This window comes from Streptantibioticus silvisoli (genome assembly GCF_027947535.2).
GTDB lineage: Bacteria > Actinomycetota > Actinomycetes > Streptomycetales > Streptomycetaceae > Streptantibioticus_C > Streptantibioticus_C silvisoli.
Genome location: NZ_JAAGKO020000027.1, coordinates 1 through 22,759 on the forward strand (window position 1 = coordinate 1; position 22,759 = coordinate 22,759).

Consider the following 22,759-nt stretch of genomic DNA (forward strand, 5'->3'; position numbering starts at 1 on the left):
GACTTCCCTACCGCCGGAGGCGCCCCATGTCCGTTCCCGCTGATCTTCTGCTGTCCGCGTTCGCGGGGTGCGACTGCGGGTGCGAGGACCACGGCGGGGGGCCACTGACCGCGGAGCAGGGGACGGTCGACGACGTGCCGCTGACCAGCGAGCCGCCGCTCGCCGCGGTGCCCGCCCTCACCAGCGAGCCGCCGGCCGCGGTGGAGCCGGCGCTGACCAGCGAACCGCCGATGTCCGCGGAGCCGGCCCTGACCAGCGAACCGTCGTCCCTCACCGACCCGGAGATCTGATGACCGGACCGGCCACCCCCCAGGACGAGACCCCCGACGACGGCACCACGCCCGACGCCGCCACGCCCAACACCAGCGCCCCCGACGACAGCGGCACCCCCGCACCGGACGACAACGGCACCCCCGACGACAACGGCACCCCCGCGCCGGACAACAACGGCACCCCTGACGACAACACCGCCCCCGCCATCGCCGCCGCCGCGTCCGCCGAGGCCGCCGCCGAGGCCGCCCACGCGGCCAGCACCGCTCCCGCCGCCCGGAACGCCCCCGCCGACCCCGACCTCGCCCGGCTCGCCGCCCTGCACGGCGTCGACACCGCCTACGAGCCGGTTCCCGGTCGTCCGGTCCACGTGCCGCGTTCGACCGTGGTCGCCGTGCTGGCCGCGCTCGGGGTGGACGCGTCCGGGCCCGGGGCGGTGCGGGCCGCGCTGGCCGAGCGTGCGGCGCACCTGGCCGACCGGCCGCTCCCGCCGTGCCTGGTGGTCCGCGCCGGCGCGCCCGTGCCGCCGCTGGGCCTGCCGTCCGGCACCGCCGCGGTGGTCACCCTGGAGGACGGCGAGGTCCGCGACGGGCCGCCCGGCGACGGCCTGCCGCTCGGCCACCACACCCTGCGGGTCCGCACGCCCGACGGCCGCGACGCCGCCTGCCCGCTGATCGTGGTCCCCGACCGCGTGCCGGTCCCGCCGGGGCGGTCCTTCGGCTTCATGGTCCAGCTGTACTCCCTGCTGTCGCGCCGGTCCTGGGGCATGGGCGACCTGGCCGACCTCGCCGAGTTCGCCGGCTGGGCCGGGCGGGAGGCGGGCGCCGGATTCCTCACCGTCAACCCGCTGCACACCGCGCTGCCGCCGGGCGACGGCCCCGGCGACCCGTCCCCGTACCGGCCGTCGTCGCGGCGCTTCCCCGACCCGGTCCACCTGCGCGTCGAGGCCGTCCCGGAGTACGCCTACCTGCCGCCGCGGGACCGCGCCGAGGCGGACCGGCTGCTGGCCGGGGCCGAGCGGCTGCGCGCCGGGGTGCTGGAGCGCGGCGAGCCCGTCGACCGGGACGCGGTGTGGCGGCTGAAGTCGGCCGCGCTGGAGCTGGTGTGCCGGGTGCCGCTGGGCCCCGGGCGGCTGGCGGCGCACCGGGACTTCGTCGCCGGGCGCGGTACCGCGCTCGACGACCACGCCACCTGGAGCGCGCTGGCCGAGCGGCACGGCCCCGACTGGCACGCCTGGCCGGCCGGGTTGCGCGACCCGCGGTCCGCCGCGACCGCCCGGGCCCGCGAGGACCTGCGCGACCGCGTCGACCACCACCGCCGGCTGGCCTGGCTGACCGACGAGCAGCTCGGCACCGCCCAGCGTGCCGCGACCGCGGCCGGCATGCCGGTGGGCATCGTGCACGACCTCGCCGTCGGCGTGCACCCGGCCGGCTCCGACGCCTGGGCGCTGTCCGGCGCGCTGGCCGCCGGGATGTCCACCGGAGCGCCGCCGGACGCCTTCAACGCCCACGGCCAGGACTGGGGTCTGCCGCCCTGGCGCCCGGACGCCCTGGCCGCCGCCGGCTACGCGCCCTACCGCGACCTGCTGCGCAACGTCCTGCGGCACGCGGGCGGCGTCCGGATCGACCACGTCATGGGCCTGTTCCGGCTGTGGTGGGTACCGCAGGGCCGGCCGCCGACCGAGGGCACCTACGTGCGCTACGACGCCGAGGCGATGCTGGGCGTGCTGGCCCTGGAGGCGCACCGGGCCGGCGCGGTGGTGATCGGCGAGGACCTGGGCACCGTCGAGCCCGGCGTGCGCGAACGGCTGGCGGAACGCGGCGTGCTGGGCACCTCCGTCCTGTGGTTCGAACGGGCCTACCAGGGCCGTGACGACCTCGGCGCGGCCGAGGCCGACGGCCGCCCGCTGCCGCCGTCGGCCTGGCGCACCGACTGCCTGGCCACCGTCACCACGCACGACCTGCCGTCCACCGCCGCCCGGCTGACCGGCGAGCACGTGGAGCTGCGGCACCGGCTGGGGCTGCTGACCGGCTCCCTGGCCGCCGAACAGGCCGCCGACTCCGCCGACGTCACCGAGTGGCTGGCGTACCTGGTCTCCCTCGGCCTGCTGCCGGAGGGGCCCGCCGACCAGGAGGGCGCCATCCGCGCGGTGCACCGCTTCCTGGCCCGCACCCCGGCCCGGATGGTCGGCGTCTGGCTGCCGGACGCGGTGGGCGACCGCCGTCCGCAGAACGTCCCCGGCACCACCGACAGCTACCCCAACTGGCGGCTGCCGGTCGCCGACGGCACCGGACGCCCGGTCACCCTGGAGGAACTGGCCGCCTCCACCCGGCTGCGCGACCTCACCGCGGAACTGCGCCGGGGGCTGGCGGGGGCCGAATGACGACCCCGGACGCGCGGGGCCGGGGAGGCTTCGCTACGTTGGGACACGTGGTCAACAAGAACGCGCTGCGCGCCGGCACCCTCGGGGCCGTGACGACGCTGATGATGCTGCTGTCGCCCGCCGCCTTCGCCACCACCGGCGACGACCCGGGCCCCGGCCTGTCCGTGGCCCAGACCCTCGGGCTCTATGTGGCGATCCCGGTCGTGGCGTTCGCCGTCATCGCCGGGCTCGTCGTGCTGAGCGACAAGTCCCGCAAGAAGCCGCAGGCCTGACCGCGCCGGAGGCGGCCGCCGCTCAGCCCGCCGCCTCCGCCGCTCAGCCCGCCTCCGCCGCCAGCCGCTTGAACAGGTGCACGTCCTCGTGCCCGCCGGGCAGACCGAGCATGCGGCCGGTCTCGCGGTAGCCGTGCCCGCGGTAGAAGTCCGGCGCCTGGAAGGTGAACGAGGACACCACCGCGCGGTCGCAGCCGCGCCGGGCGCCCTCCTGCTCGGCGGCCCGCAGCAGCGCGCTGCCCCAGCCGGCCCCGCGGGCGTCCTCGCGCACCCACAGCAGGCTGATGCCCAGGCAGCCGCCCCAGGTCCACGCGGTCAGCCCGCCGACCAGTTCGCCGTCCGGCTCCCGCACCGCCACCGAGAACGCGTCGCGTTCCGCGCCGCCGGTCGCCGCGTCGTTGAACGCGGTCAGTTCGCTGTCCAGCCGTTCGGTCAGGGCCGGATCGCGTTGCCCGACCGTCAGCCGGGCCGTCTCGTCATGCGTCACGCCCCGCAGTATGCGGCCCCGCCCCGGCCGGCGCGAACGGTTTTGACGCCGCACGCGCCGCGGGCGCGGTCCTCGGCCGGGCGCGGTTCGACAGCCTCCGGGATCGACGCCGCACGCGCCGCGGGCGCCCTCCCCACCGGGAAGGGCGCCCGCGGCCGGGTGCGTCAGGCGCGCGAGGCCGCCGCGCGGTCCGCCTCCTGGGCCCGCAGCGCCCGCTCGACACCGGACCGGGCCTCGGTCACCAGGCGGCGCAGCGCCGGGACCGGCTCGGCCGACGCCAGCCACGCGTCGGTGGCGTCCAGCGTGGCCTGCTCGACCTGCACGCGCGGGTACAGGCCGGTGGCGATCTGCTGGGCCATCTCGTGGCTCAGCTTCTCCCAGGACGGCTTGACCGACGCGAAGTACTTCTGCGTGTACGGCTCCAGCAGCTCGCGCTGGTCGAACTGGACGAAGCCGGCGATGACCTTGGCCTGCGTGTGGTTCGGCAGCCCCTGGTCCTTGCCCGCCTCCACCACGGCCGCCCAGGCCGCCGCCTTCGCCTCGGCGGTCGGCATCGCGGCCCGCGCGCCGGCCGCGTGCTCCTCGCCGGCCGCCGTCGAGTCACGGGTCAGCTCGGCGGCGATCTCCGCCTCACCGGCCTTGCCGGTGGCCGCCAGCCGGCCCAGCAGCGCCCAGCGCAGCTCGGTGTCGACCGCCAGCCCCTCCACCGTGCGGGTGCCGTCCAGCAGCCCGGCCAGGAACGCCAGGTCCTCGTCGGAGCGGGCGGTGGCGGCGAACGCCCGGGCCCACGCCAGCTGGTGGTCGCCGCCCGGCTCGGCCGCCAGCAGCTGCCGCAGCGTCCCGGCGGTCCAGCGCGCCAGGCCCTCGGCCCGCCACTCCGGCGCCGCGTACAGGTCCAGCGCCAGCTTCACCTGGCCGTGCAGCGACTGCACCACGCCGATGTCGGACTCCTTGACGATGCCGGACAGCACCAGCTCCAGGTAGTCGCGGGTGGCCATCTCGCCGTCCCGCGTCATGTCCCAGGCCGCCGCCCACACCAGCGCGCGCGGCAGCGACTCGGTGAAGTCGCCCAGGTGCTCGCGCACGGTGGCCAGCGACACCTCGTCCAGCCGGATCTTGGCGTACGACAGGTCGTCGTCGTTGAGCAGCACCACCGCCGGGCGCCGGGTGCCGGCCGGCACCTCGACCGGCGTCAGCTCGCCGTCCACGTCCAGTTCGACGCGGTGGGTGCGCTCCAGCTGGCCGTCGACCAGGTCGTAGAAGCCGACCGCGATCCGGTGCGGGCGCAGCACCGCCGCACCCTTGACGCCGGCCGGCAGCGCCGGGGCCTCCTGGCGCACCGCCAGCGACACCAGCGTGCCGTCGGCCGCCGTCTCGATCTGCGGCCGCAGCACGTTGATGCCGGCCGTCTCCAGCCACGCCGTCGACCACGCCTTCAGGTCGCGCCCGGAGGTCTCCTCCAGCGCCCCCAGCAGGTCCGACAGCCGGGTGTTGCCCCACGCGTGCCGCTTGAAGTACTCGCGCACCCCGGCGAAGAACGCGTCCTCGCCGACGTAGGCCACCAGTTGCTTGAGCACCGAGGCGCCCTTGGCGTAGGTGATGCCGTCGAAGTTGACCAGGACGTCGTCGAGGTCGTTGATCTCCGCCATGATCGGGTGGGTCGACGGCAGCTGGTCCTGCCGGTACGCCCAGGTCTTCATCGAGTTGGCGAACGTCGTCCACGCCGCCGGCCACGAGCTGCCCGGCGCCGCCGCCTGGCAGTGGATGGAGGTGAAGGTGGCGAACGACTCGTTCAGCCACAGGTCGTTCCACCACTCCATGGTGACCAGGTCGCCGAACCACATGTGCGCCAGCTCGTGCAGGATCGTCTCAGCACGCATTTCGTACGCGGAGTCGGTCATCTTCGACCGGAACAGGTACTGGTCGCGGATGGTCACCGCGCCGGCGTTCTCCATCGCGCCGGCGTTGAACTCCGGCACGAACAGCTGGTCGTACTTGGCGAACGGGTACGGCATGTCGAACTTCTCCTGGAACCAGTCGAAGCCCTGCCGGGTGACGTCGAAGATCGCGTCGGCGTCCAGGAACTCCGCCAGCGACGGCCGGCAGTACACCCCCAGCGGCACGCTGCGCTCCTCGCCCTGCCAGCTGCCGTGCACCGAGGTGTACGGGCCGGCGATCAGCGCGGTGATGTACGAGGAGATCGGCGGCGTCGGGTCGAACGTCCACACCCCGTCGACCGGCTCCGGCGTCGGCGCGTTGGACACCACGGTCCAGCCCTGCGGCGCCCGCACGGTGAACTGGAAGGTGCCCTTGAGGTCGGGCTGCTCGAAGACCGCGAAGACCCGCCGGGTGTCGGCCACCTCGAACTGCGAGTACAGGTACGTCTCGCCGTCCACCGGGTCGACGAAGCGGTGCAGGCCCTCACCGGTGTTGGTGTACGCGCAACTGGCGTCCACCGTCAGCTCGTTGGCGCCGGCACTGAGGGTCAGCGCGATCCGGGAGTCGGCGAAGACCTCGGCCGGGTCCAGCTCCTTGCCGTTCAGCACCACCTGGTGCACCTCGGGCGCCACGAGGTCGGCGAACGTCTGCACGCCCTCCTCGGTGCAGTCGAAGCGGACCCGGGTCCGGGACCGGAACGTGCCGCCCTCCTTCGCCCCGCCGAGATCCAGCTCGATCTCGTAGGAGTCGACAGTGAGCAGGCGCGCACGCTGCTGCGCCTCTTCGCGGGTGAGGTTCGTGCCCGGCACAGGGGCTCCTTATAGGGAGATACGTGGATGTTCGGCCGTGGTGGCGTCCTCCTGGGACGACCGCCGCCATCCTGCCACGCGGCTTCGGCGCACCGGAGGTGAACTCCCGGTGAGCGCCGCCGGGCCGCCCGCCGCCGGGCCGGTGACCGCCCGGCGCACCGCCGGACCGCGACCGGCGGCCGCCCGCGGGCGTTCCAGCGGCGTTGGCCCGGGCGTCACCCGCGCTGCGCACCATCCCCAGGAGGGCCGCACCGCGGTCCGCGCCGACCGGCACCCACGAGGGGACCCCCACATGTCCGGTTCCGCCCCCGCCCCGCTGCTCCCCGCCGCCGCACCCGCCCCCGCGCCGCCGCGCCCGCCCGGCCGGCGTGCCGTCCTGATGGCCGGCGGCCTGGCCACCGCCGCGGCCGGCGGCGGCCTCGGCCTGTGGGCCGGCCCGGCCCGCCCGGCCGCCGCCCACCGGCCCGTCATCCGGCCGCTGGCCCCCGTCCGCCCGGCGCAGCCCGCCGGCCGCGGCCCCTACACGGCCGGCACCACGCTGGAGACCGTCGCCGCCCCGCGCGGCACCGGCGGCTACCGCCGGCTGGCCGACGGCCCCGGCTGGCAGCGCGTCGTCCGCACCGACCTCGCCGCCGGCCACCCGGCCCGGGCCGGCCGCCGCACCGCGCTCGCCGCCTTCGTGCAGATCACCGACCTCCACCTGTGCGACGCCCAGTCACCGCTGCGCGTCGAGTACCTGCGCGCCGCCGACACCGGCACCTGGCGCCCCCAGGAGGCCCTGAGCGTCGCCGGGGCCGCCGCGCTCGTCGAGCGCGTCAACGCGCTGCCCGGCGGCCCGGCCACCGGCCACGACCTGTCCTGCGTCATCACCACCGGCGACAACTGCGACAACAACGAGCGGGTCGAACTCGACTGGTTCCTCACCGTGATGAACGGCGGCCGCGTCGTCCCCGACACCGGGGCCGCTGGCGTCTACGAGGGCGTGCAGGCATCCGGGCTGCCGCTGTACTGGCAGCCGGACGCCGCGCTGCGCGACCACGACAAGCGCCTCGGCTTCCCCCGCGTCCCCGGCTTCCTCGACGCCGCGGTCCGCCCGGTCGACACCCCCGGCCTGCGCCTGCCCTGGTACTCCACCGCCGGCAACCACGACGGCCTGGTCAGCGGCTGCTTCGCGCTCGGCGGCGCCTCCTTCGGCGCCGTGGCCACCGGCACCCGCAAGCTGGAAGAGGTCACCCCCGCCGAGGCCGCCAAGGTGCTGGCCGCCGCCGGCGCCGGCCGTGAGGTGCGCGGCGAACTGCTGCGCGACCTGTACGAGGCCCACCGCCGCGACCTGCGCACCGTCACCGCCGATCCGCGCCGCGCGCTGTTCACCCGCGAGGAATACCTCGCCGCCCACCTCGACCCCGCGCACACCGGCCCCGGACCGGTCGGCCACGGTTACACCGCCGCCAACCTGGCCGACGGCCACCTGCACTACGCGTTCCGCCTCGCCGAGGGCGTGCTCGGCGTCAGCCTCGACACCACCGACCGGGCCGGCGACTCGCCCGGTTCGGTCGGCACCGCGCAGCTGGCCTGGCTCGACGCCGTCCTGACCGGCGCCGCGGACCAGCACGTCATCGTCTTCAGCCACCACACCGGCCGGACCATGACCAACACCCGCCCCGACCCCGAGCGCCCCGGCGAGAAGCGGCACACCGGCGCCGAGGTCCTCGACGTCCTGGGCCGGCACCGCAACGTCCGCGCCTGGATCAACGGCCACGTCCACGCCAACGAGATCCACGCCCGCGACGGCTTCTGGGAGATCAGCACCGCCTCCCACGTCGACCACCCGCAGCTCGCCCGCGTCGTCGAACTGGCCGACAACCACGACGGCACCCTGTCGCTGTTCACCACCCTCGTGGAGTCCGCGGCCCCGCACCGCACCGACTTCACCGACCTGAGCACCACCGGGCTCGCCTCGCTGTACCGCGAGATCTCCTTCAACCGCCCCGGCGGCAGCACCACCTCGACCGGCCGCCCCACCGACCGCAACACCGAACTGCTGCTGCGCCGGTGACCGGCGGGCGGCCCGCGGCCCTCAGCGCGGCAGCACCACCAGGTACGTGCGCGGCGGCCGGCCGCAGGCCGTCATCAGCGCGTCGCGTACCTGCGACGCCTGCCGGGCGGGCGCCGCCCGCAGCTTGGCCGGGGTGGTGCGCAGCACCCGCACCCCCAGCCGTTCCAGCCGCTGCCGGCTCCCGGCCGGCGGCGGACACGGCACGGCGTCGTCGGCACCCCAGGGGCCGGCGTCCAGCTCCAGCGCCACCGCCTGCCGCGGCCAGTAGGCGTCGACTCCGCCGAGGCGGGGACCGCCGGGCAGCGCCAGCTCCACGTTCCACACCGGGTCGGGCAGCGCGAACTCCCGCACCATCGCGTACAGCCGCTCCTGCGCCACCGCGCGCGCCTGCGCCAGCAGCGCGTCGACCGCGTCCGCCACCTCGGCCCGCTCCAGCAGCCCGGCGGCGTCCAGTTCGCGCAGCACCGCGTCCGGTTCGCAGTCGCCGGTGCGCACCGACTCCACCAGCAGCGAGCGCACCGCGGCCGGGCCCCGCACCGCCGCCACCGCGTCGGCCACCGCCCGCGGCACCGGCGCGCACGGCAGCCCGCCCACCAGCCGCGCCCTGGGCAGCACCCGCGCCCGGCGCACCGCCACCGCGCGGGTGTCCGGCAGCCGCCGGCCGCGGGCCACCAGCACCTCGGCCCGCTCCAGCGCCCGCGGCACCGGCACCCCGGGGAAGCCCAGCAGCGACAGCGCGGTCAGCCCGGTCAACATCGCCCGCCCGTCGACCTGTTCGCCGCGCGGGGGCCGGGTGGCGTACCGCAGTGCCTCGCGCAGCCGTTCCACCGGGGCGGACGCGGCGGCCGGGCGGGGCAGGTGGTGCAGGGGAGTCGTCTCGTGGTTCATGACCGCAGGATTCCCGTGCCCGGTACGCCCGTTAACCCCTGTTACGCCCTTGTTGACAAACCGGGACATCCCCGGGCTGAAGCCGCCGGGCCGGACGACCGAGAAGGCCGCCCGCCCGCCACCGCGTCCACCGCCCCGCCCGCCACTCCGCCCATCGCCGCGTTCACCGGCGCGGGACCGCCCCGCCCGCCGCTGTGGACCGTCCCGCCCGCCGCGCGACCGCCGTCCCCGCACCCGCCGGAACGCCACCTCCGTCCGGCGCGGAAACGTCACGCCACCGCCGCGTCGCACTCCTGCGCCCGCAGGTCCCGGGCCAGGTCGTCGCGCTCCTCGGCCACCAGCCGGCGCAGCGCGGGGGAGACGTCCTGGTGGGCGGCCAGCCACGCGTCGGCCGCCTCCAGCGTCGCGGTGCGGGCCTGGAAGGCCGGGAACAGCCCGCGGACCACCGCCATGCCGATCTCGATCGACCGCTCCGCCCAGACGCGTTCGATGGCGGCGAAGTAGGTGTCGGCGTACGGCTCCAGCAGCTCGCGCTGGCCCGGCTGCTCGAAACCGGTCAAGGTGGCCTCGACCATCGCGTTCGACAGCGCGTCGGACTCCACCAGGTCGTGCCAGGCGGCGGCCTTCACCACCGCCGACGGGCGGGCGGCCAGGCAGCGGGTCTGGTGGCGGCGGCCGGATGCGGTGTCGTCACGGGCCAGCTCGTCGGTGATGGCCTCCTCGCCGGCCGCGCCGTGCCCGGCCAGCTGGGCCAGGAACGCCCAGCGCAGCTCCTGGTCGACCTCCAGCCCTTCGACGGACCCGGTGCCGTCCAGCAGCGACCCCAGCAGCCCCAGGTCGTCCGGCGACGTCGCGGTGGTGGCGAAGAACCGCGCCCACGCCAGCTGGTGGCCGCTGCCCGGCTCGGCGCGCTCCAGCTCCTCGCGGGCCGCCCGCGCCAGCAGCGCCCCGGCCCGCGTGCGGCGCCCGGCGGCCGTGTAGTGGTGCAGCGCGGTGCCGGCCCAGGTCATCAGCATCTGGAGCACGCCGACGTCCGGTTCGCGGCCGGCGAAGTCGCGTACCAGCGACAGGAAGTCGGTGGCCGGCATCAGCCCGTCGCGGGTGAGGTTCCACACCGCCGACCAGCACAGCGCCCGGGCCATCGGGTCGGCCAGGTCGCCCAGCCCGGCGCGCACCGCGGCCAGCGACTCCTCGTCGAAGCGGACCTTGCAGTACGTCAGGTCCTCGTCGTTGACCAGCACCAGGTCGGGGCGGTCGGCGCCGGCCAGCTCGGCGACCACCGTGCGCGCGCCGGCCACGTCGGCCTCGGCACGGGCGTACCGGGTCAGGGCGCCGTCCGCGTCGCGCCGGTAGAGCCCGATCGCCACCCGGTGCGGCCGCAGCACGGGGTGGGCGGCGTCCGCGTCCTGCCGCACCGCCAGCTCCGCCACCGCGCCGGAGTCGTCGTAGCGGACCTCCGGGGTGAAGGAGTTGACGCCCGCGGTCTCCAGCCAGGAGCGCGACCAGCCGGACATGTCACGGCCGGAGACCTCGGCGAGCACCGACAGCAGGTCGGCCAGCCGGGTGTTGCCGTACGCGTGCCGTTCGAAGTAGCGGCGCGCGCCCTCCAGGAACGCCTCCAGGCCCACGTAGGCCACCAGCTGCTTGAGCACCGAGGCGCCCTTGGCGTAGGTGATGCCGTCGAAGTTGAGCTTGGCGTCCTGAAGGTCGTTGATGTCGGCCACCACCGGGTGGGTGGACGGCAGCTGGTCGGCGCGGTAGGCCCACTGCTTGCGGCGGTTGGCGAAGGTCACCCAGCCGTTGGTGAACCGGGTCGCCCCCACCTGCGCGAACGTGCCCATGAAGTCGGCGAACGACTCCTTGAGCCACAGGTCGTCCCACCACTCCATGGTGACCAGGTCGCCGAACCACATGTGCGACATCTCGTGCAGGATGACGTTGGCCCGCGACTCGTACGACATCTGCGTCACGTTGCCCCGGAAGACGTACTCCTCGCGGAACGTCACCAGGCCCGGGTTCTCCATCGCGCCGAGGTTGTACTCCGGCACGAACGCCTGGTCGTAGGTGCCGAACGGGTACGGGAAGTCGAAGTGGTCGTGGAAGAAGTCCAGGCCCTGCTTGGTGATGGTGAACACGTCGTCCGCGTCGAAGTGCTTGGCCAGCCCCCGCCGGCACAGCGCGCCCAGCGGGATCTCCAGCACCGAGCCGTCCGGCAGCTCACGCCGGTACACGTCGCGCTCCACGTGGTACGGGCCGGCCAGCACCGCGGTGATGTACGTGGAGATCGGCAGCGTCGGCACGAAGCGGTGCGTCCACCCGCCGTCCTCCAGCACCTGCGGGCCGCCGTCCGCCGCACCGTTGGACAGCACCGTCCAGCCGGCCGGGGCGGTCACGGTGAAGGTGAACGGCGCCTTCAGGTCGGGCTGCTCGAAGTCGGCGAACACCCGCCGGGCGTCGGCCGGTTCGTACTGCGTGTAGAGGTAGACCTCACCGTCCTCGGGGTCGGCGAACCGGTGCAGGCCCTCCCCGGTGCGGCTGTAGGCGCACGCGGCGTCCACCGTCAGCTCGTTGGACAGCTCCAGGCCCTCCAGCGCCACCCGGGAGCCGTCGAAGACCTCCGCCGGGTCCAGCGGCCGCCCGTTGAGCAGCACCGCGTTGACCCGCGGCGCCAGCAGGTCGACGAAGCAGGAGGCGCCCGGCCGCGCGCAGCGGAACCGGATCGTGGTCACCGAGCGGAACGCCGGCTCGTCCGGATCGGTCGCGGACCGCAGGTCCAGCGCCACGTCGTAGCTGTCGACAGCGATCAGCCCGGCCCGCTCGCGGGCCTCCTCGCGGGTCAGGTTCTCGCCGGGCACAGGGACTCCCTCGTCTAGCCATATCCGGTCGTTCCAACGGTTCCGCATCATCGCACGCGGCCTTCGCGGCACGGCGGGAGAACCGGTCGAGGCGCTCCGGCGGCCGCCGCGGACCGCCGTGGCGGCCCCGGGAATGTGGGACGGGTCACCCGGTGTTGTCGCAGCGGAGGGGCTATCCCCGCCGTCCGCGATCCGGAGAGAAGTGACGACGACGTGACCGAGAACAGCACCGAGACCACCCCCGCCGACTTCTGGTTCGACCCGCTGTGTCCCTGGGCCTGGATGACCTCCCGCTGGATGCTGGAGGTGGAGAAGGTCCGCCCGGTCACCGTCCGCTGGCACGTGATGAGCCTCGCGGTGCTCAACGAGCCCAAGCTGGACGAGCTGCCCGAGCAGTACCGCGAGTCGCTGCTCCAGGCCTGGGGCCCGGTGCGGGTGTGCATCGCCGCCGAGCTCAAGCACGGCTCCGACGTGCTCGGCCCGCTCTACACCGCGCTCGGCACCCGCTTCCACAACCAGGACCTGCCCAAGGACCGCGCCACCATCGTCGCCGCGCTGGAGGAGGCCGGCCTGCCCGCCGACCTCGCCGACGCCGCCGACAGCGACGCCTACGACACCGAGCTGCGCGCCTCGCACGAGGCGGGCATCAGCCTGGTCGGCACCGAGGTCGGCACCCCGGTCATCGCGGTGCCCGGCGCCGACGGCGAGCAGGTCGCCTTCTTCGGCCCGGTCGTCACCCCCGCCCCCAAGGGCGAGGCCGCCGCCAAGCTGTGGGACGGCACCCTGCTGGTCGCCGCCACCCCCGGCTTCTACGAGATCAAGCGCACGCGCACCGTCGGCCCGATCTTCGACTGATCCGGCCCCCGGCTCTCTCCCGCGGTGCGGCCGCCGGTCCGGTCACCGGAACCGGCCACCCGCCGCGGACTGCCACGTGCGGCCGCCCCCACTCCGGAGGGCGGCCGCACGTCGCGTTTGTACGGAAACCACCAAGCCCGCCATCGGGCCTTTGTCCCCCAGGCCCCATGTCACCGGCGGGGACGGTGGGTTAACGTCGTTTTGTTAACGTTCGCTCACCCCCACCTCGCGGAGACCCGATGAGCCTCGCCGCCACCGGCACCACCCTCGTCCGTCCCGGCCAGGTCCTGGCCGACCTGCTGCCCGCCTCCACCGCCGCGCGCACCCGGCTGCGGGACGCCGCGCTGGTCCTCGGCGGCGCCGCGCTCACCGGAGTGGCCGCCCAGATAGCCGTCCCGGTGCACGGCTCCCCGGTCCCGGTCACCGGCCAGACCTTCGCCGCGCTGCTGGTCGGCACCGCCCTCGGCGCCCGCCGCGGCCTGCTGTCGCTGCTGCTGTACGCGGTCGCCGGGGTGGCCGGCCTGCCGTGGTTCGCCGGCGGCACCAGTGGCGCCGGCTCGGCCAGCTTCGGCTACATCGTCGGCATGATGCTCGCCTCCGCGGCCGTCGGCGCCCTCGCCCGGCGCGGCGCCGACCGCGGCGTCCTGCGGACCGCCGGCGCGATGCTGGTCGGCGAGGCCCTCGTCTACGCCGTCGGCGTGCCCTACCTCGCCCTCGCCGCCCACCTGTCGGTGAGCCAGGCCGTCGCGGCCGGCCTGACCCCGTACCTGATCGGCGACGCCCTCAAGGCCGCCCTCGCCATGGGCCTGCTGCCCACCGCCTGGAAGCTCGTCGGCCGCCGCGAGGGCTGACGCCTTCGAACCTGCCGCCGGGGGCCGGCGCCCCGCCCCCGGCGCCCGGCGCACCCGCAGGCCGCCCGCCACCGGGTCCGTCACCTCCGCGGCCGTACGCCGCCGGTGCGTCCGGCACCTCCGCCGGCCGCCCGCCGCCGGTGCGTCCGGCGCCACGCCGCGCCGCCTGCCACCGGATCCGGCACCTCCGCAGCCGTACGCCGCCGGTGCGTCCGGCGCCTCTGCCGACCGCCCGCCACCGGTGCGCCCGGCGCCGCGCCGCCGGCCGCCGCCCTGCCCGTTGCCGCACCGCGACCCCGCGCACGCCACCGGCTCGCCGGGCGCGGGGGCGCGAACTCCCGCGTCCGGTGCCATGGCAGACTGCACGCATGCGCGTGTACCTCGGCTCGGACCATGCCGGCTACGAACTCAAGAACCACCTCGTCGAGTGGCTCACGGCCGAAGGCCACGAGCCCGTCGACTGCGGACCGCACGTCTACGACGCCGACGACGACTACCCGCCGTTCGTCCTGCGGGCCGCCGAGCGCACCGCCGCCGACAGCACCAGTCTGGGCATCGTCATCGGCGGCTCCGGCAACGGCGAGGCCATCGCCGCCAACAAGGTCCGCGGCGTGCGCGCCGCCCTCGCCTGGAGCGAGGAGACCGCCTCCCTGGGCCGTGAGCACAACAACGCCAACGTCATCAGCGTCGGCGCCCGGATGCACACCACCGAGCAGGCCACCCGCTTCGTGGAGGTCTTCCTCAACACCCCGTTCTCCGACGGCGAGCGGCACATCCGGCGCATCGACATGCTCAGCGCCTACGAGCTGACCCGCAACCTCCCCGACATCCCGGCCCACCACCCCCGCGTGGAGAACTGACCCGCCGATGCCGGAAGGCCACACGATCCACCGGCTGGCCGCCCAGCACCGCACCCGGTTCGCCGGGCACCCGGTGCTGGCCTCCAGCCCCCAGGGCCGGTTCGCCGCCGGCGCCGCCCTCGTCGACGGCCGCGAGCTGGAGAGCGCCGAGGCGCACGGCAAGCACCTCTTCCTCGGCTTCGCCGGCCCGGCCGGACCGGACTGGATCCACATCCACCTCGGGCTGTTCGGCACCTACGCCCTCGGCGACGGCACCCCGCCACCGGCCACCGACACCGTCCGGCTGCGGCTGGAACACGACGGCGCCGCCTGGTCCGACCTGCGCGGGCCGACCGCCTGCGAACTGCTCACCGACGCCGACAAGAAGGCGATACACGACCGCCTGGGCCCCGACCCGCTGCGCGACGGCACCGACCCCGAACCCGCCTGGCGCCGCGTCACCCGCAGCCGCACCCCGGTCGCCACGCTGCTGATGGACCAGCGGGTGGTCTCCGGCGTCGGCAACGTCTACCGCGCCGAGGTGCTCTTCCGGCACGGCGTCGACCCCTACCGCGCCGGCCGCGACCTGGACCGCGCCACCTTCGACGCGATGTGGGACGACCTGGCCGCCCTGATGCGCGAGGGCGTCCGGCTCGGCCGCATCGACACCGTGCGCCCCGAACACACCCCCGAGGCGATGGGCCGCCCGCCGCGCGTCGACGACCACGGCGGCGAGGTCTACGTCTACCGCCGGGCCGGCCTGCCCTGCCTGTTGTGCGGCACCGCGATCCGCACCGCCGGCCTCGGCAACCGCAACCTTTTCTGGTGCCCGCGCTGCCAGCAGCCGTGAGCCGCCGGAGCCGCCTGGCGCGCCGCCGACCGTGATCCGGTGACCTGACCTGCCGCAAGCCCCTGAAGCACCACAGGCCGTCCCCGGCAACCATGACCCGCCGGCGACCGCTCGATTTCGGTCAGATCGAGCCACCTCCGCGTTCGGCCACCGGACCGCCCACCCATTCGAACATGCGTTCCCTTCGGGCGTACCATCGTGCGCACCGGGCGGATCAGAAAATCCCGGGCCCCATCGGCACACACCCCTGCGTACCAGCGCTTTCCCGTCGAGTCGGCCGGATTCGCCGTCCGGCCGGTACGCAGCGCACATGCCACTGACACGCTCCGGAGCCGAACAGGCAACAGCGGGAGGGGAATCGACGTGCCACCGAACGGGTGGATAGGCTCGCCGCACATGAGACAGGGGCGGGCGGGTACGGAAGCGGTGACGACCCGGTGGCGCAGGGCGCTGCACCGGGCCCGAACGGTGCTGCGCAGAACCGCCGTCGACTACTTCCGCGGTGACGCCTCCGACTGGCTGCCGTTCACCGCCCTGCTCGCCTGCGTACCGCTGCTCGGCTGGGCCACCGTCGGCGTCCCCGTGTGGTGCCCGCCCACCGCCCTGGTCTTCCCCGTGCTGCTCGGCGGCCTGCTGCTGCGCCCCGCCAGCCTGCTGCTGCTCTACGTGGCCGCCGCCGGGGCGCTGGTCGTCGAGGACGCCGTGCTGGGCCCCTACCAGGACGCCGCGGCCCGTGAGGTGACCCCCGGCACCGTCCTGGTGGTCAGCGCGGTGGCGTTCGCCGGGCTGATGATCGCCCAGTTCCGCAGCCGGGTCGGCGTGCCCTGGCGGCGCGGCGGCACCATGCTGTTCGACCTGCGCGAACGCCTGCGGGTGCAGAGCCGGCTGCCCCAACTGCCGGCCGGCTGGCACGCGGAGATGGCGCTGCGCCCGGCCGGCGGCCAGTCGTTCTCCGGCGACTTCGTGGTGGCCACCCGCAGCGCCGACGGCCGCTACCTGGAGGCGGTCCTCACCGACGTCTCCGGCAAGGGCATGGACGCCGGCTCCCGCGCGCTGCTGCTGTCGGGGGCGTTCGGCGGCCTGCTCGGCTCACTGCCGCCGGGCCAGTTCCTGCCCGCCGCCAACGGCTACCTGCTGCGGCAGAAGTGGGAGGAGGGCTTCGCCACCTCCGTCCACCTGGTGCTCGACCTCGACAGCGGTGACTACGAACTGCTGTCGGCGGGCCACCTGCCGGGCATGCAGCTGAGCGCCGGCACCGGCTGCTGGCAGGAGAAGGCCGCCGAGGGACTGATGCTCGGCGTGGACGAGGACGCCGAATTCGGCGGCGTGAAGGGCACGTTGCGCTCCGGCGACGCCCTGATGCTCTACACCGACGGCCTGGTGGAGGCCGCGGGCCGGGATATCACCGAAGGCATCGACCGCTTGGTGGGGGCCGCGGACCACTACGCGGGCACCGGTTTCCAGGGTGCCGCCTGGCTGCTGATCGAGGCGGTGGCCAAGGACGTCAACGACGATCGGGCCCTGCTGATCATCTCGCGCGACTGAATGGCGAGTTGAGCATGTGTAAGGAGCTTTACGGCCCCACACATGGGCATGTTGATGGCACGATGGTGACCGTGGGGGAGCAGAGGGTGGCAGCGCAACCCCCGGTCCGTATTTGGAGCGAGCGAGGATGTGATCCCGAGTGGCCATCTCCCTGTCCGTAGTGGTGTTGATGCTGGTTCTGTTGGTGGTGATGATGCGCAACGGGTCCATCAAGGGCGGTGGAGCGGTGGTGGCCATCCTTTTCGGCTTCTTCCTCGCCTCCACGGGGATGGCGCCGGGCATCAACCGCTTCCTGAACTCCCTTGCGAGCTCTATCGCGCAGATAAAGTTCTGAGCCCGTAGGGCCCCGGCCGGGGGAACGCCTCCGGCCACCGCCCGGTGCGGCGCACCACGCGACACCGACCGGCTACCCGGCGCGGCGCGTGGTGAACGTCATGCGGCCGCACAAGGCTGAAAAGGGCTCCGCGAGCACACCGGGTTCCGCGAGTACCAGGTCGCCGCAGCGCCGGGCGGCCGCGGCAGCGTGCGGGAACGGCCAAGGCCCAGGGGCGGGATGAAGATCCCTCACCTGGGCCTCGGTCACTGGAGCGGGCGACGGGAATCGAACCCGCGTAGCCAGTTTGGAAGACTGGGGCTCTACCATTGAGCTACGCCCGCGACTGCCAGTCAGTGTGGCACACCGATCGTAGCCGATCGACCGGGGCGTTCGCACCGGCGTTGTCCCGGGCCTCACCCGTGCGGGCGGTCGGCAACGGGCAGGTGTCAGGGCATGTACGCTACGTGTCGCACTGAACGGGGTGTGGCGCAGCTTGGTAGCGCGTCCGCTTTGGGAGCGGAAGGCCGTCGGTTCGAATCCGGCCACCCCGACCCATCTTCCGGCCTGTCCCGGTCCTTCCCGCCTGCCCCCGCCCGTCCGGGGCCCGTATCAGGCCATTTCGGCCCCGCCGGTGCCTCCGGCCCTGCTCAGGGCCCGCGGCACCGCCCTTTTCCGGCCGCGGAGCCGGGCCCGCGGTGGTACCGGTACTATGCAGGCTGGCCCTCACATGCGGGGCGACGTAGGGGGCGCAACCCCGGGTAGTACGTCTCGTCGGCCAGCCCAAGCCCCCAATGTCAGCCCCAAGGAGACCCAACCGTGAAGAGCGCCGTGGAGACTCTGAACCCGACCCGGGTTCGACTCACCGTCGAGGTGCCCTTCGAGGAGCTCAAGCCCAGCCTCGACGCGGCGTACAAGAAGATCAACCAGCAGGTCTCGGTGCCGGGGTTCCGCAAGGGCAAGATCCCCGCGCGCATCATCGACCAGCGGTTCGGCCGCGGCGCGGTCCTCGAAGAGGCCATCAACGACGCGCTGCCGAAGTTCTACACGGACGCGGTCAACGAGGGTGAGCTGAAGGTCCTCGGCCAGCCCGAGATCGACATCACCGAGTTCAACGACAACGAAGAGCTGAAGTTCACCGCCGAGGTGGACATCCGCCCGGAGATCGAGATCCCGGACTACACCGGCATCGAGGTCACCGTCGACGCCGTCGAGGTCTCCGACGAGGACATCGACAAGTCGGTCGAGCAGCTGCGCGACCGCTTCGCCACCACCACCCCGGTCGAGCGGGCCGCCGCCGACGGCGACGTGATCGTCGTCGACCTGGAGGCCGTCGTCGACGGTGAGGTGCTGGAGGACGGTGTCGCCAAGGGCGTCACCTACACCATCGGTTCCGGCCAGCTGCTCGACGGCATCGACGAGGCCGTCATCGGCGTCGAGGCCGGCGGCACCGCCACCTTCACCTCCGAGCTGAAGGGCGGCTCCGCGGCCGGCAAGCAGGCCGAGGTCAAGGTCGACGTCACCGCCGTCCAGGCCCGTGAACTGCCCGCCCTGGACGACGAGTTCGCCCAGCTGGCCAGCGAGTTCGACACCCTTGAGGAGCTGCGCGCGGACAGCGTCAAGCGCCTGGAGCGGATGAAGAAGTACGACCAGGCCACCCAGGCCCAGGAGAAGGTGCTCGACGCCCTCCTGGAGCTGGTCGAGGTGCCGATCCCGGAGAAGCTGCTCGCGGACGAGGTCGAGACCCGCAAGCACAACCTGGAGCACCACCAGTTCCCGACGATGGGTCTGGACTGGGACAGCTTCCTGGAGCGCGAGGGCAAGTCCCAGGAGGAGTACGACGCGGAGCTGGAGTCGCAGGCCGTCAAGGGCATCAAGACCCAGTTCATCCTCGACGAGCTCGTCACCCGTGAGTCGCTGTCGGTCAACCAGGAAGAGCTGACCGAGCACCTCATGCGCCGTGCCGCCACCTCCGGCATGTCGCCCGACCAGTTCGCCCAGGCCGTCGTCGAGGGCGGCCAGGTGCCGATGCTGGTCGGCGAGGTCGCCCGCGGCAAGGCGCTGGCCACCGTGGTCGAGGCCGCCAAGGTCGTCGACAGCAACGGTGAGGCCGTCGATCTCGAGGACGACGAGGACGAGACCGAGGGCGCCGAGACCGTCGAGGCGGTCACCGCCGCCGCCGAGGACGCGCCCGCCGAGGACACCGCCGCCGAGGACGCGTCCACCGAGGACGCCGCCGGCAGCGAGGACTGATCCGGCCGCGGACCGGCCCCGCCGGGCCGGTCCGCGCCGGGACGCACGCCCGGGTCCGGACCCACGCGATCGCGCGGGTCCGGACCCGGGCGTTTCCCGGGCCGCGTGGCCCCGGCCGGCGGCAGGAGCCTGCGCTCACAGCGAACAGTTTCGCGTGCGGGACTGCTGGGCCCGACCTGCGCGTTAGGGTCACTGGTAACGAGGGCAGGGGAGACCCTGGGTGGTGACGCGCTCAGCGTTTCCCGTGTTCCCCGTGCCCTCACGAGAAGACGCGACGACGGCGGGCCGCCGTCCGACTGACGAGCAGGTGGATACGTGACGACTCCGCAGATCCAGACGCCGGGACTCCTGATGCCCACCGCCAACGGCGCCGCAGGCGGCGTGGGACTGGGCGACGCGGTCTACAACCGACTGCTCGACGAGCGCATCATCTTCCTCGGCCAGGCCGTGGACGACGACATCGCCAACCGGATCTGCGCGCAGATGCTGCTGCTCGCCGCCGATCCGTCCAAGGACATCTACCTCTACATCAACTCGCCCGGCGGTTCGGTCACCGCGGGCTTCGCGATCTACGACACGATGCAGTACCTGAAGAACGACATCGTGACGATCGCGATGGGTCTGGCCGCCTCCATGGGCCAGTTCCTGTTGACCGCCGGCACCCCCGGCAAGCGGTTCGCCCTGCCGAACGCCGACATCCTGATGCACCAGGGTTCGGCCGGCCTCGGCGGCACCGCCTCCGACATCAAGATCCAGGCCGAGCAACTGCTGCGCACCAAGAAGCGCATGGAGCAGCTGACCGCCCAGCACAGCGGCCAGTCCGTCGAGACGATCAACCGGGACGCCGACCGCGACCGCTGGTTCACCGCGGAAGAGGCCAAGGAGTACGGGCTGATCGACGAGGTCATGTACAGCGCCTCCGACGTCCCCGGCGGCGGCGGCACAGGCGCGGCGTGAGCCCCCTGTCCCCGCTTCCCACTCCGCGCACTCCTCAGGACGGTGAACCCATCATGAACACCCCCATGACCCCTGCTCTCGGCCTTGACGCCCGCAGTACGCACTCCGGCATGGAGTCGCGGTACATCGTTCCGCGCTTCGTGGAGCGCACCTCGCAGGGCATCCGGGAGTACGACCCGTACGCGAAGCTCTTCGAGGAGCGGGTGATCTTCCTCGGCGTGCAGATCGACGACGCCTCGGCCAACGACGTCATGGCGCAGCTGCTGTGCCTGGAGTCGATGGACCCCGACCGCGACATCTCGATCTACATCAACTCCCCCGGTGGCTCGTTCACCGCGATGACCGCGATCTACGACACCATGCAGTTCGTCAAGCCCGACATCCAGACGGTGTGCCTGGGCCAGGCGGCCTCGGCGGCGGCCGTGCTGCTGGCGGCCGGCAGCCCCGGCAAGCGCATGGCGCTGCCGAACGCGCGGGTGCTGATCCACCAGCCGTACACCGAGACCGGCCGCGCGCAGATCTCCGACCTGGAGATCCAGGCCAACGAGATCACCCGCATCCGCCTCCAGATGGAGGAGATGCTGTCGAACCACTCGTCGCGTTCCGCGGAGCAGATCCGCGAGGACATCGAGCGCGACAAGATCCTCACGGCCGAGGACGCGCTGGCCTTCGGCTTCGTGGACCAGATCACCTCGTCCCGCAAGACCACGGCGTAGGGACGGCCAAGGTACCGTGCTGACCGGGCCCCCGTTGGGTCCGACCGACGAGTCGGTTCAAGGGGGGCCCGCACACCGGGCCCGGCAAGGTACCGTCGGATGGGGGTCCAGGGGTTCTCCCCCGGACCTCCCAGTAGGAACCAGGCCCGTCGAACTGACGGGGCCCAGGCGAAGGGGAAGCACCTCGTGGCACGCATCGGTGACGGCGGCGACCTGCTCAAGTGCTCGTTCTGCGGGAAGAGTCAGAAGCAGGTGAAGAAGCTCATCGCAGGTCCGGGCGTCTACATCTGCGACGAGTGCATCGACCTGTGCAACGAGATCATCGAGGAGGAGCTGGCCGAGTCCTCCGAGGTGCGCTGGGAGGACCTGCCCAAGCCCCGGGAGATCTGCGAGTTCCTGGAGGGCTACGTGGTGGGCCAGGAGCCCGCCAAGAAGGCGCTCTCGGTCGCGGTCTACAACCACTACAAGCGGGTCCAGGCCGGCGAGAACGGCCGCCCGGGCCACGACGACGGCATCGAGCTGGCGAAGTCCAACATCCTGCTGCTCGGGCCCACCGGCTCCGGTAAGACGCTGCTGGCCCAGACCCTGGCCCGGATGCTCAACGTCCCGTTCGCCATCGCGGACGCCACCGCCCTCACCGAGGCCGGCTACGTCGGCGAGGACGTGGAGAACATCCTGCTGAAGCTGATCCAGGCGGCCGACTACGACGTCAAGAAGGCCGAGACCGGGATCATCTACATCGACGAGATCGACAAGGTCGCCCGCAAGAGCGAGAACCCGTCGATCACCCGGGACGTCTCCGGCGAGGGCGTGCAGCAGGCCCTGCTGAAGATCCTGGAGGGCACCACCGCCTCGGTGCCGCCGCAGGGCGGGCGCAAGCACCCGCACCAGGAGTTCATCCAGATCGACACCACCAACGTGCTGTTCATCGTGGGCGGCGCGTTCGCGGGTCTGGAGAAGATCATCGAGTCGCGGGCCGGCGCCAAGGGCATCGGCTTCGGCGCGACCATCCGTTCCAAGCGCGAGCTGAACGCGATCGACCAGTTCGCCGAGATCATGCCCGAGGACCTGGTCAAGTTCGGCATGATCCCCGAGTTCATCGGCCGCCTGCCGGTCATCACCTCGGTGCACAACCTCGACCGTGAGGCGCTGCTGAAGATCCTGGTCGAGCCGCGCAACGCGCTGGTCAAGCAGTACCAGCGGCTGTTCGAACTCGACGGCGTGGAGCTGGAGTTCGACCTGCCGGCCCTGGAGGCCATCGCCGACCAGGCGATCCTGCGCGGCACCGGCGCCCGCGGACTGCGCGCCATCATGGAAGAGGTGCTGATGTCGGTGATGTACGAGGTGCCGTCCCGCAAGGACGTCGCCCGGGTCGTCATCACCGACGAGGTCGTGCACTCCAACGTCAACCCGACCCTGGTGCCGCGCACCCGGGCCGGCGAGCCCGGCGAGCGGCACGAGAAGAGCGCGTGACCGCGTTCTGAGCGCACCCCGCCGCACGCCGGCGTGGGCATGAGCATGACGAAGGGGCACCCGGGAGGATTCCGGGTGCCCCTTCGTCATGCCGCCGGACGGCACGTGTGCCGGGCGTCGAGCCCGCCGGACCTCAGGCCCGGGCGGGC

The 22,759-nt window shown here is 73.5% G+C and carries 18 protein-coding genes and 2 tRNA genes; 15 read left to right on the forward strand and 5 right to left on the reverse strand.

All coding sequences use genetic code 11. The features are described from left to right. Nucleotides 1-26 precede the first annotated feature (26 nt). The 3 genes from POF43_RS18805 to POF43_RS18815 are packed head-to-tail and all read left to right on the forward strand — an operon-like array spanning nt 27 to nt 2,925. On the forward strand, nt 27-290 hold the full coding sequence (locus POF43_RS18805) for a hypothetical protein (RefSeq protein ID WP_271326167.1): 264 nt from the start codon (nt 27-29) through the stop codon (nt 288-290). After that, nucleotides 290-2,653, forward strand: a complete 2,364-nt coding sequence (gene malQ / locus POF43_RS18810) for a 4-alpha-glucanotransferase (protein WP_282704654.1) — start codon at nt 290-292, stop codon at nt 2,651-2,653. Before POF43_RS18805 ends, malQ begins: the two co-directional genes overlap by 1 nt. Before the next feature lie 38 nt (nt 2,654-2,691). Further along, nucleotides 2,692-2,925: a hypothetical protein gene (locus POF43_RS18815; RefSeq protein ID WP_271316900.1), complete on the forward strand. Its 234-nt coding sequence runs from the start codon at nt 2,692-2,694 to the stop codon at nt 2,923-2,925. Nucleotides 2,926-2,968: 43 nt separating this feature from the next. On the opposite strand, the gene POF43_RS18820 is transcribed toward POF43_RS18815, so the two are convergent. Further along, nucleotides 2,969-3,412, reverse strand: a complete 444-nt coding sequence (locus POF43_RS18820; protein ID WP_271316901.1) for a GNAT family N-acetyltransferase — start codon at nt 3,410-3,412, stop codon at nt 2,969-2,971. A 164-nt stretch (nt 3,413-3,576) separates the two neighbouring features. Continuing rightward, the gene (gene pepN / locus POF43_RS18825) at nt 3,577-6,159 is read right to left on the reverse strand and encodes an aminopeptidase N (RefSeq protein ID WP_271324038.1); all 2,583 of its coding nucleotides are present in this window, start codon (nt 6,157-6,159) and stop codon (nt 3,577-3,579) included. 292 nt (nt 6,160-6,451) lie between these two features. Between pepN (POF43_RS18825) and POF43_RS18830 the strand changes: the two genes are divergently transcribed. After that, complete coding sequence (locus tag POF43_RS18830; RefSeq protein WP_282704655.1) at nt 6,452-8,215, forward strand: TIGR03767 family metallophosphoesterase; 1,764 nt, start codon at nt 6,452-6,454, stop codon at nt 8,213-8,215. A 21-nt stretch (nt 8,216-8,236) separates the two neighbouring features. Here the strand turns inward: POF43_RS18830 and POF43_RS18835 are convergent, their stop codons facing one another. Further along, nucleotides 8,237-9,103 (reverse strand): hypothetical protein, encoded by an 867-nt coding sequence (locus POF43_RS18835; RefSeq protein WP_271318285.1) that lies wholly within the window; start codon nt 9,101-9,103, stop codon nt 8,237-8,239. Nucleotides 9,104-9,372: 269 nt separating this feature from the next. After that, nucleotides 9,373-11,958 carry an aminopeptidase N gene (pepN, locus tag POF43_RS18840; protein WP_271322914.1) on the reverse strand — a complete coding sequence of 862 codons (2,586 nt, stop codon included), beginning with the start codon at nt 11,956-11,958 and terminating at the stop codon, nt 9,373-9,375. A 213-nt stretch (nt 11,959-12,171) separates the two neighbouring features. Between pepN (POF43_RS18840) and POF43_RS18845 the strand changes: the two genes are divergently transcribed. From POF43_RS18845 to POF43_RS18870, 6 genes are all read left to right on the forward strand, one after another. Beyond that, entirely contained in the window at nt 12,172-12,813 is a 642-nt protein-coding gene (locus POF43_RS18845; protein ID WP_271314193.1) for a mycothiol-dependent nitroreductase Rv2466c family protein, read from the forward strand. Between the two features lie 239 nt (nt 12,814-13,052). Then, complete coding sequence (locus POF43_RS18850) at nt 13,053-13,664, forward strand: biotin transporter BioY (protein WP_271314192.1); 612 nt, start codon at nt 13,053-13,055, stop codon at nt 13,662-13,664. Nucleotides 13,665-14,032: 368 nt separating this feature from the next. Further along, entirely contained in the window at nt 14,033-14,524 is a 492-nt protein-coding gene (locus tag POF43_RS18855; protein WP_271314191.1) for a ribose-5-phosphate isomerase, read from the forward strand. A 7-nt stretch (nt 14,525-14,531) separates the two neighbouring features. Further along, nucleotides 14,532-15,353 carry an Fpg/Nei family DNA glycosylase gene (locus tag POF43_RS18860; protein WP_271314190.1) on the forward strand — a complete coding sequence of 274 codons (822 nt, stop codon included), beginning with the start codon at nt 14,532-14,534 and terminating at the stop codon, nt 15,351-15,353. 396 nt (nt 15,354-15,749) lie between these two features. Next, on the forward strand, nt 15,750-16,898 hold the full coding sequence (locus tag POF43_RS18865) for a PP2C family protein-serine/threonine phosphatase (RefSeq protein WP_271314189.1): 1,149 nt from the start codon (nt 15,750-15,752) through the stop codon (nt 16,896-16,898). A gap of 139 nt (nt 16,899-17,037) precedes the next feature. Beyond that, the gene (locus POF43_RS18870; RefSeq protein WP_271314188.1) at nt 17,038-17,232 is read left to right on the forward strand and encodes a hypothetical protein; all 195 of its coding nucleotides are present in this window, start codon (nt 17,038-17,040) and stop codon (nt 17,230-17,232) included. Between the two features lie 249 nt (nt 17,233-17,481). Here POF43_RS18870 and POF43_RS18875 read toward each other — a convergent pair. Continuing rightward, nucleotides 17,482-17,555, reverse strand: a tRNA-Gly gene (locus POF43_RS18875). 136 nt (nt 17,556-17,691) lie between these two features. On the opposite strand from POF43_RS18875, the gene POF43_RS18880 reads away from it, so the two are divergent. The 5 genes from POF43_RS18880 (at nt 17,692) to clpX (ending at nt 22,610) form a co-directional block, all read left to right on the forward strand. Next, a tRNA-Pro gene (locus tag POF43_RS18880) sits at nt 17,692-17,765 on the forward strand. Between the two features lie 265 nt (nt 17,766-18,030). After that, nucleotides 18,031-19,464, forward strand: coding sequence for a trigger factor (gene tig / locus POF43_RS18885; RefSeq protein WP_271315409.1), 1,434 nt, complete (start codon nt 18,031-18,033; stop codon nt 19,462-19,464). Between the two features lie 351 nt (nt 19,465-19,815). Then, a complete protein-coding gene (locus POF43_RS18890; protein ID WP_271315413.1) occupies nt 19,816-20,421 on the forward strand; it encodes an ATP-dependent Clp protease proteolytic subunit in 606 nt (201 codons plus the stop codon). Between the two features lie 53 nt (nt 20,422-20,474). Beyond that, on the forward strand, nt 20,475-21,137 hold the full coding sequence (locus POF43_RS18895; protein ID WP_271315410.1) for an ATP-dependent Clp protease proteolytic subunit: 663 nt from the start codon (nt 20,475-20,477) through the stop codon (nt 21,135-21,137). A gap of 186 nt (nt 21,138-21,323) precedes the next feature. Further along, entirely contained in the window at nt 21,324-22,610 is a 1,287-nt protein-coding gene (gene clpX / locus POF43_RS18900; RefSeq protein WP_271315411.1) for an ATP-dependent Clp protease ATP-binding subunit ClpX, read from the forward strand. Nucleotides 22,611-22,759: the final 149 nt, after the last annotated feature.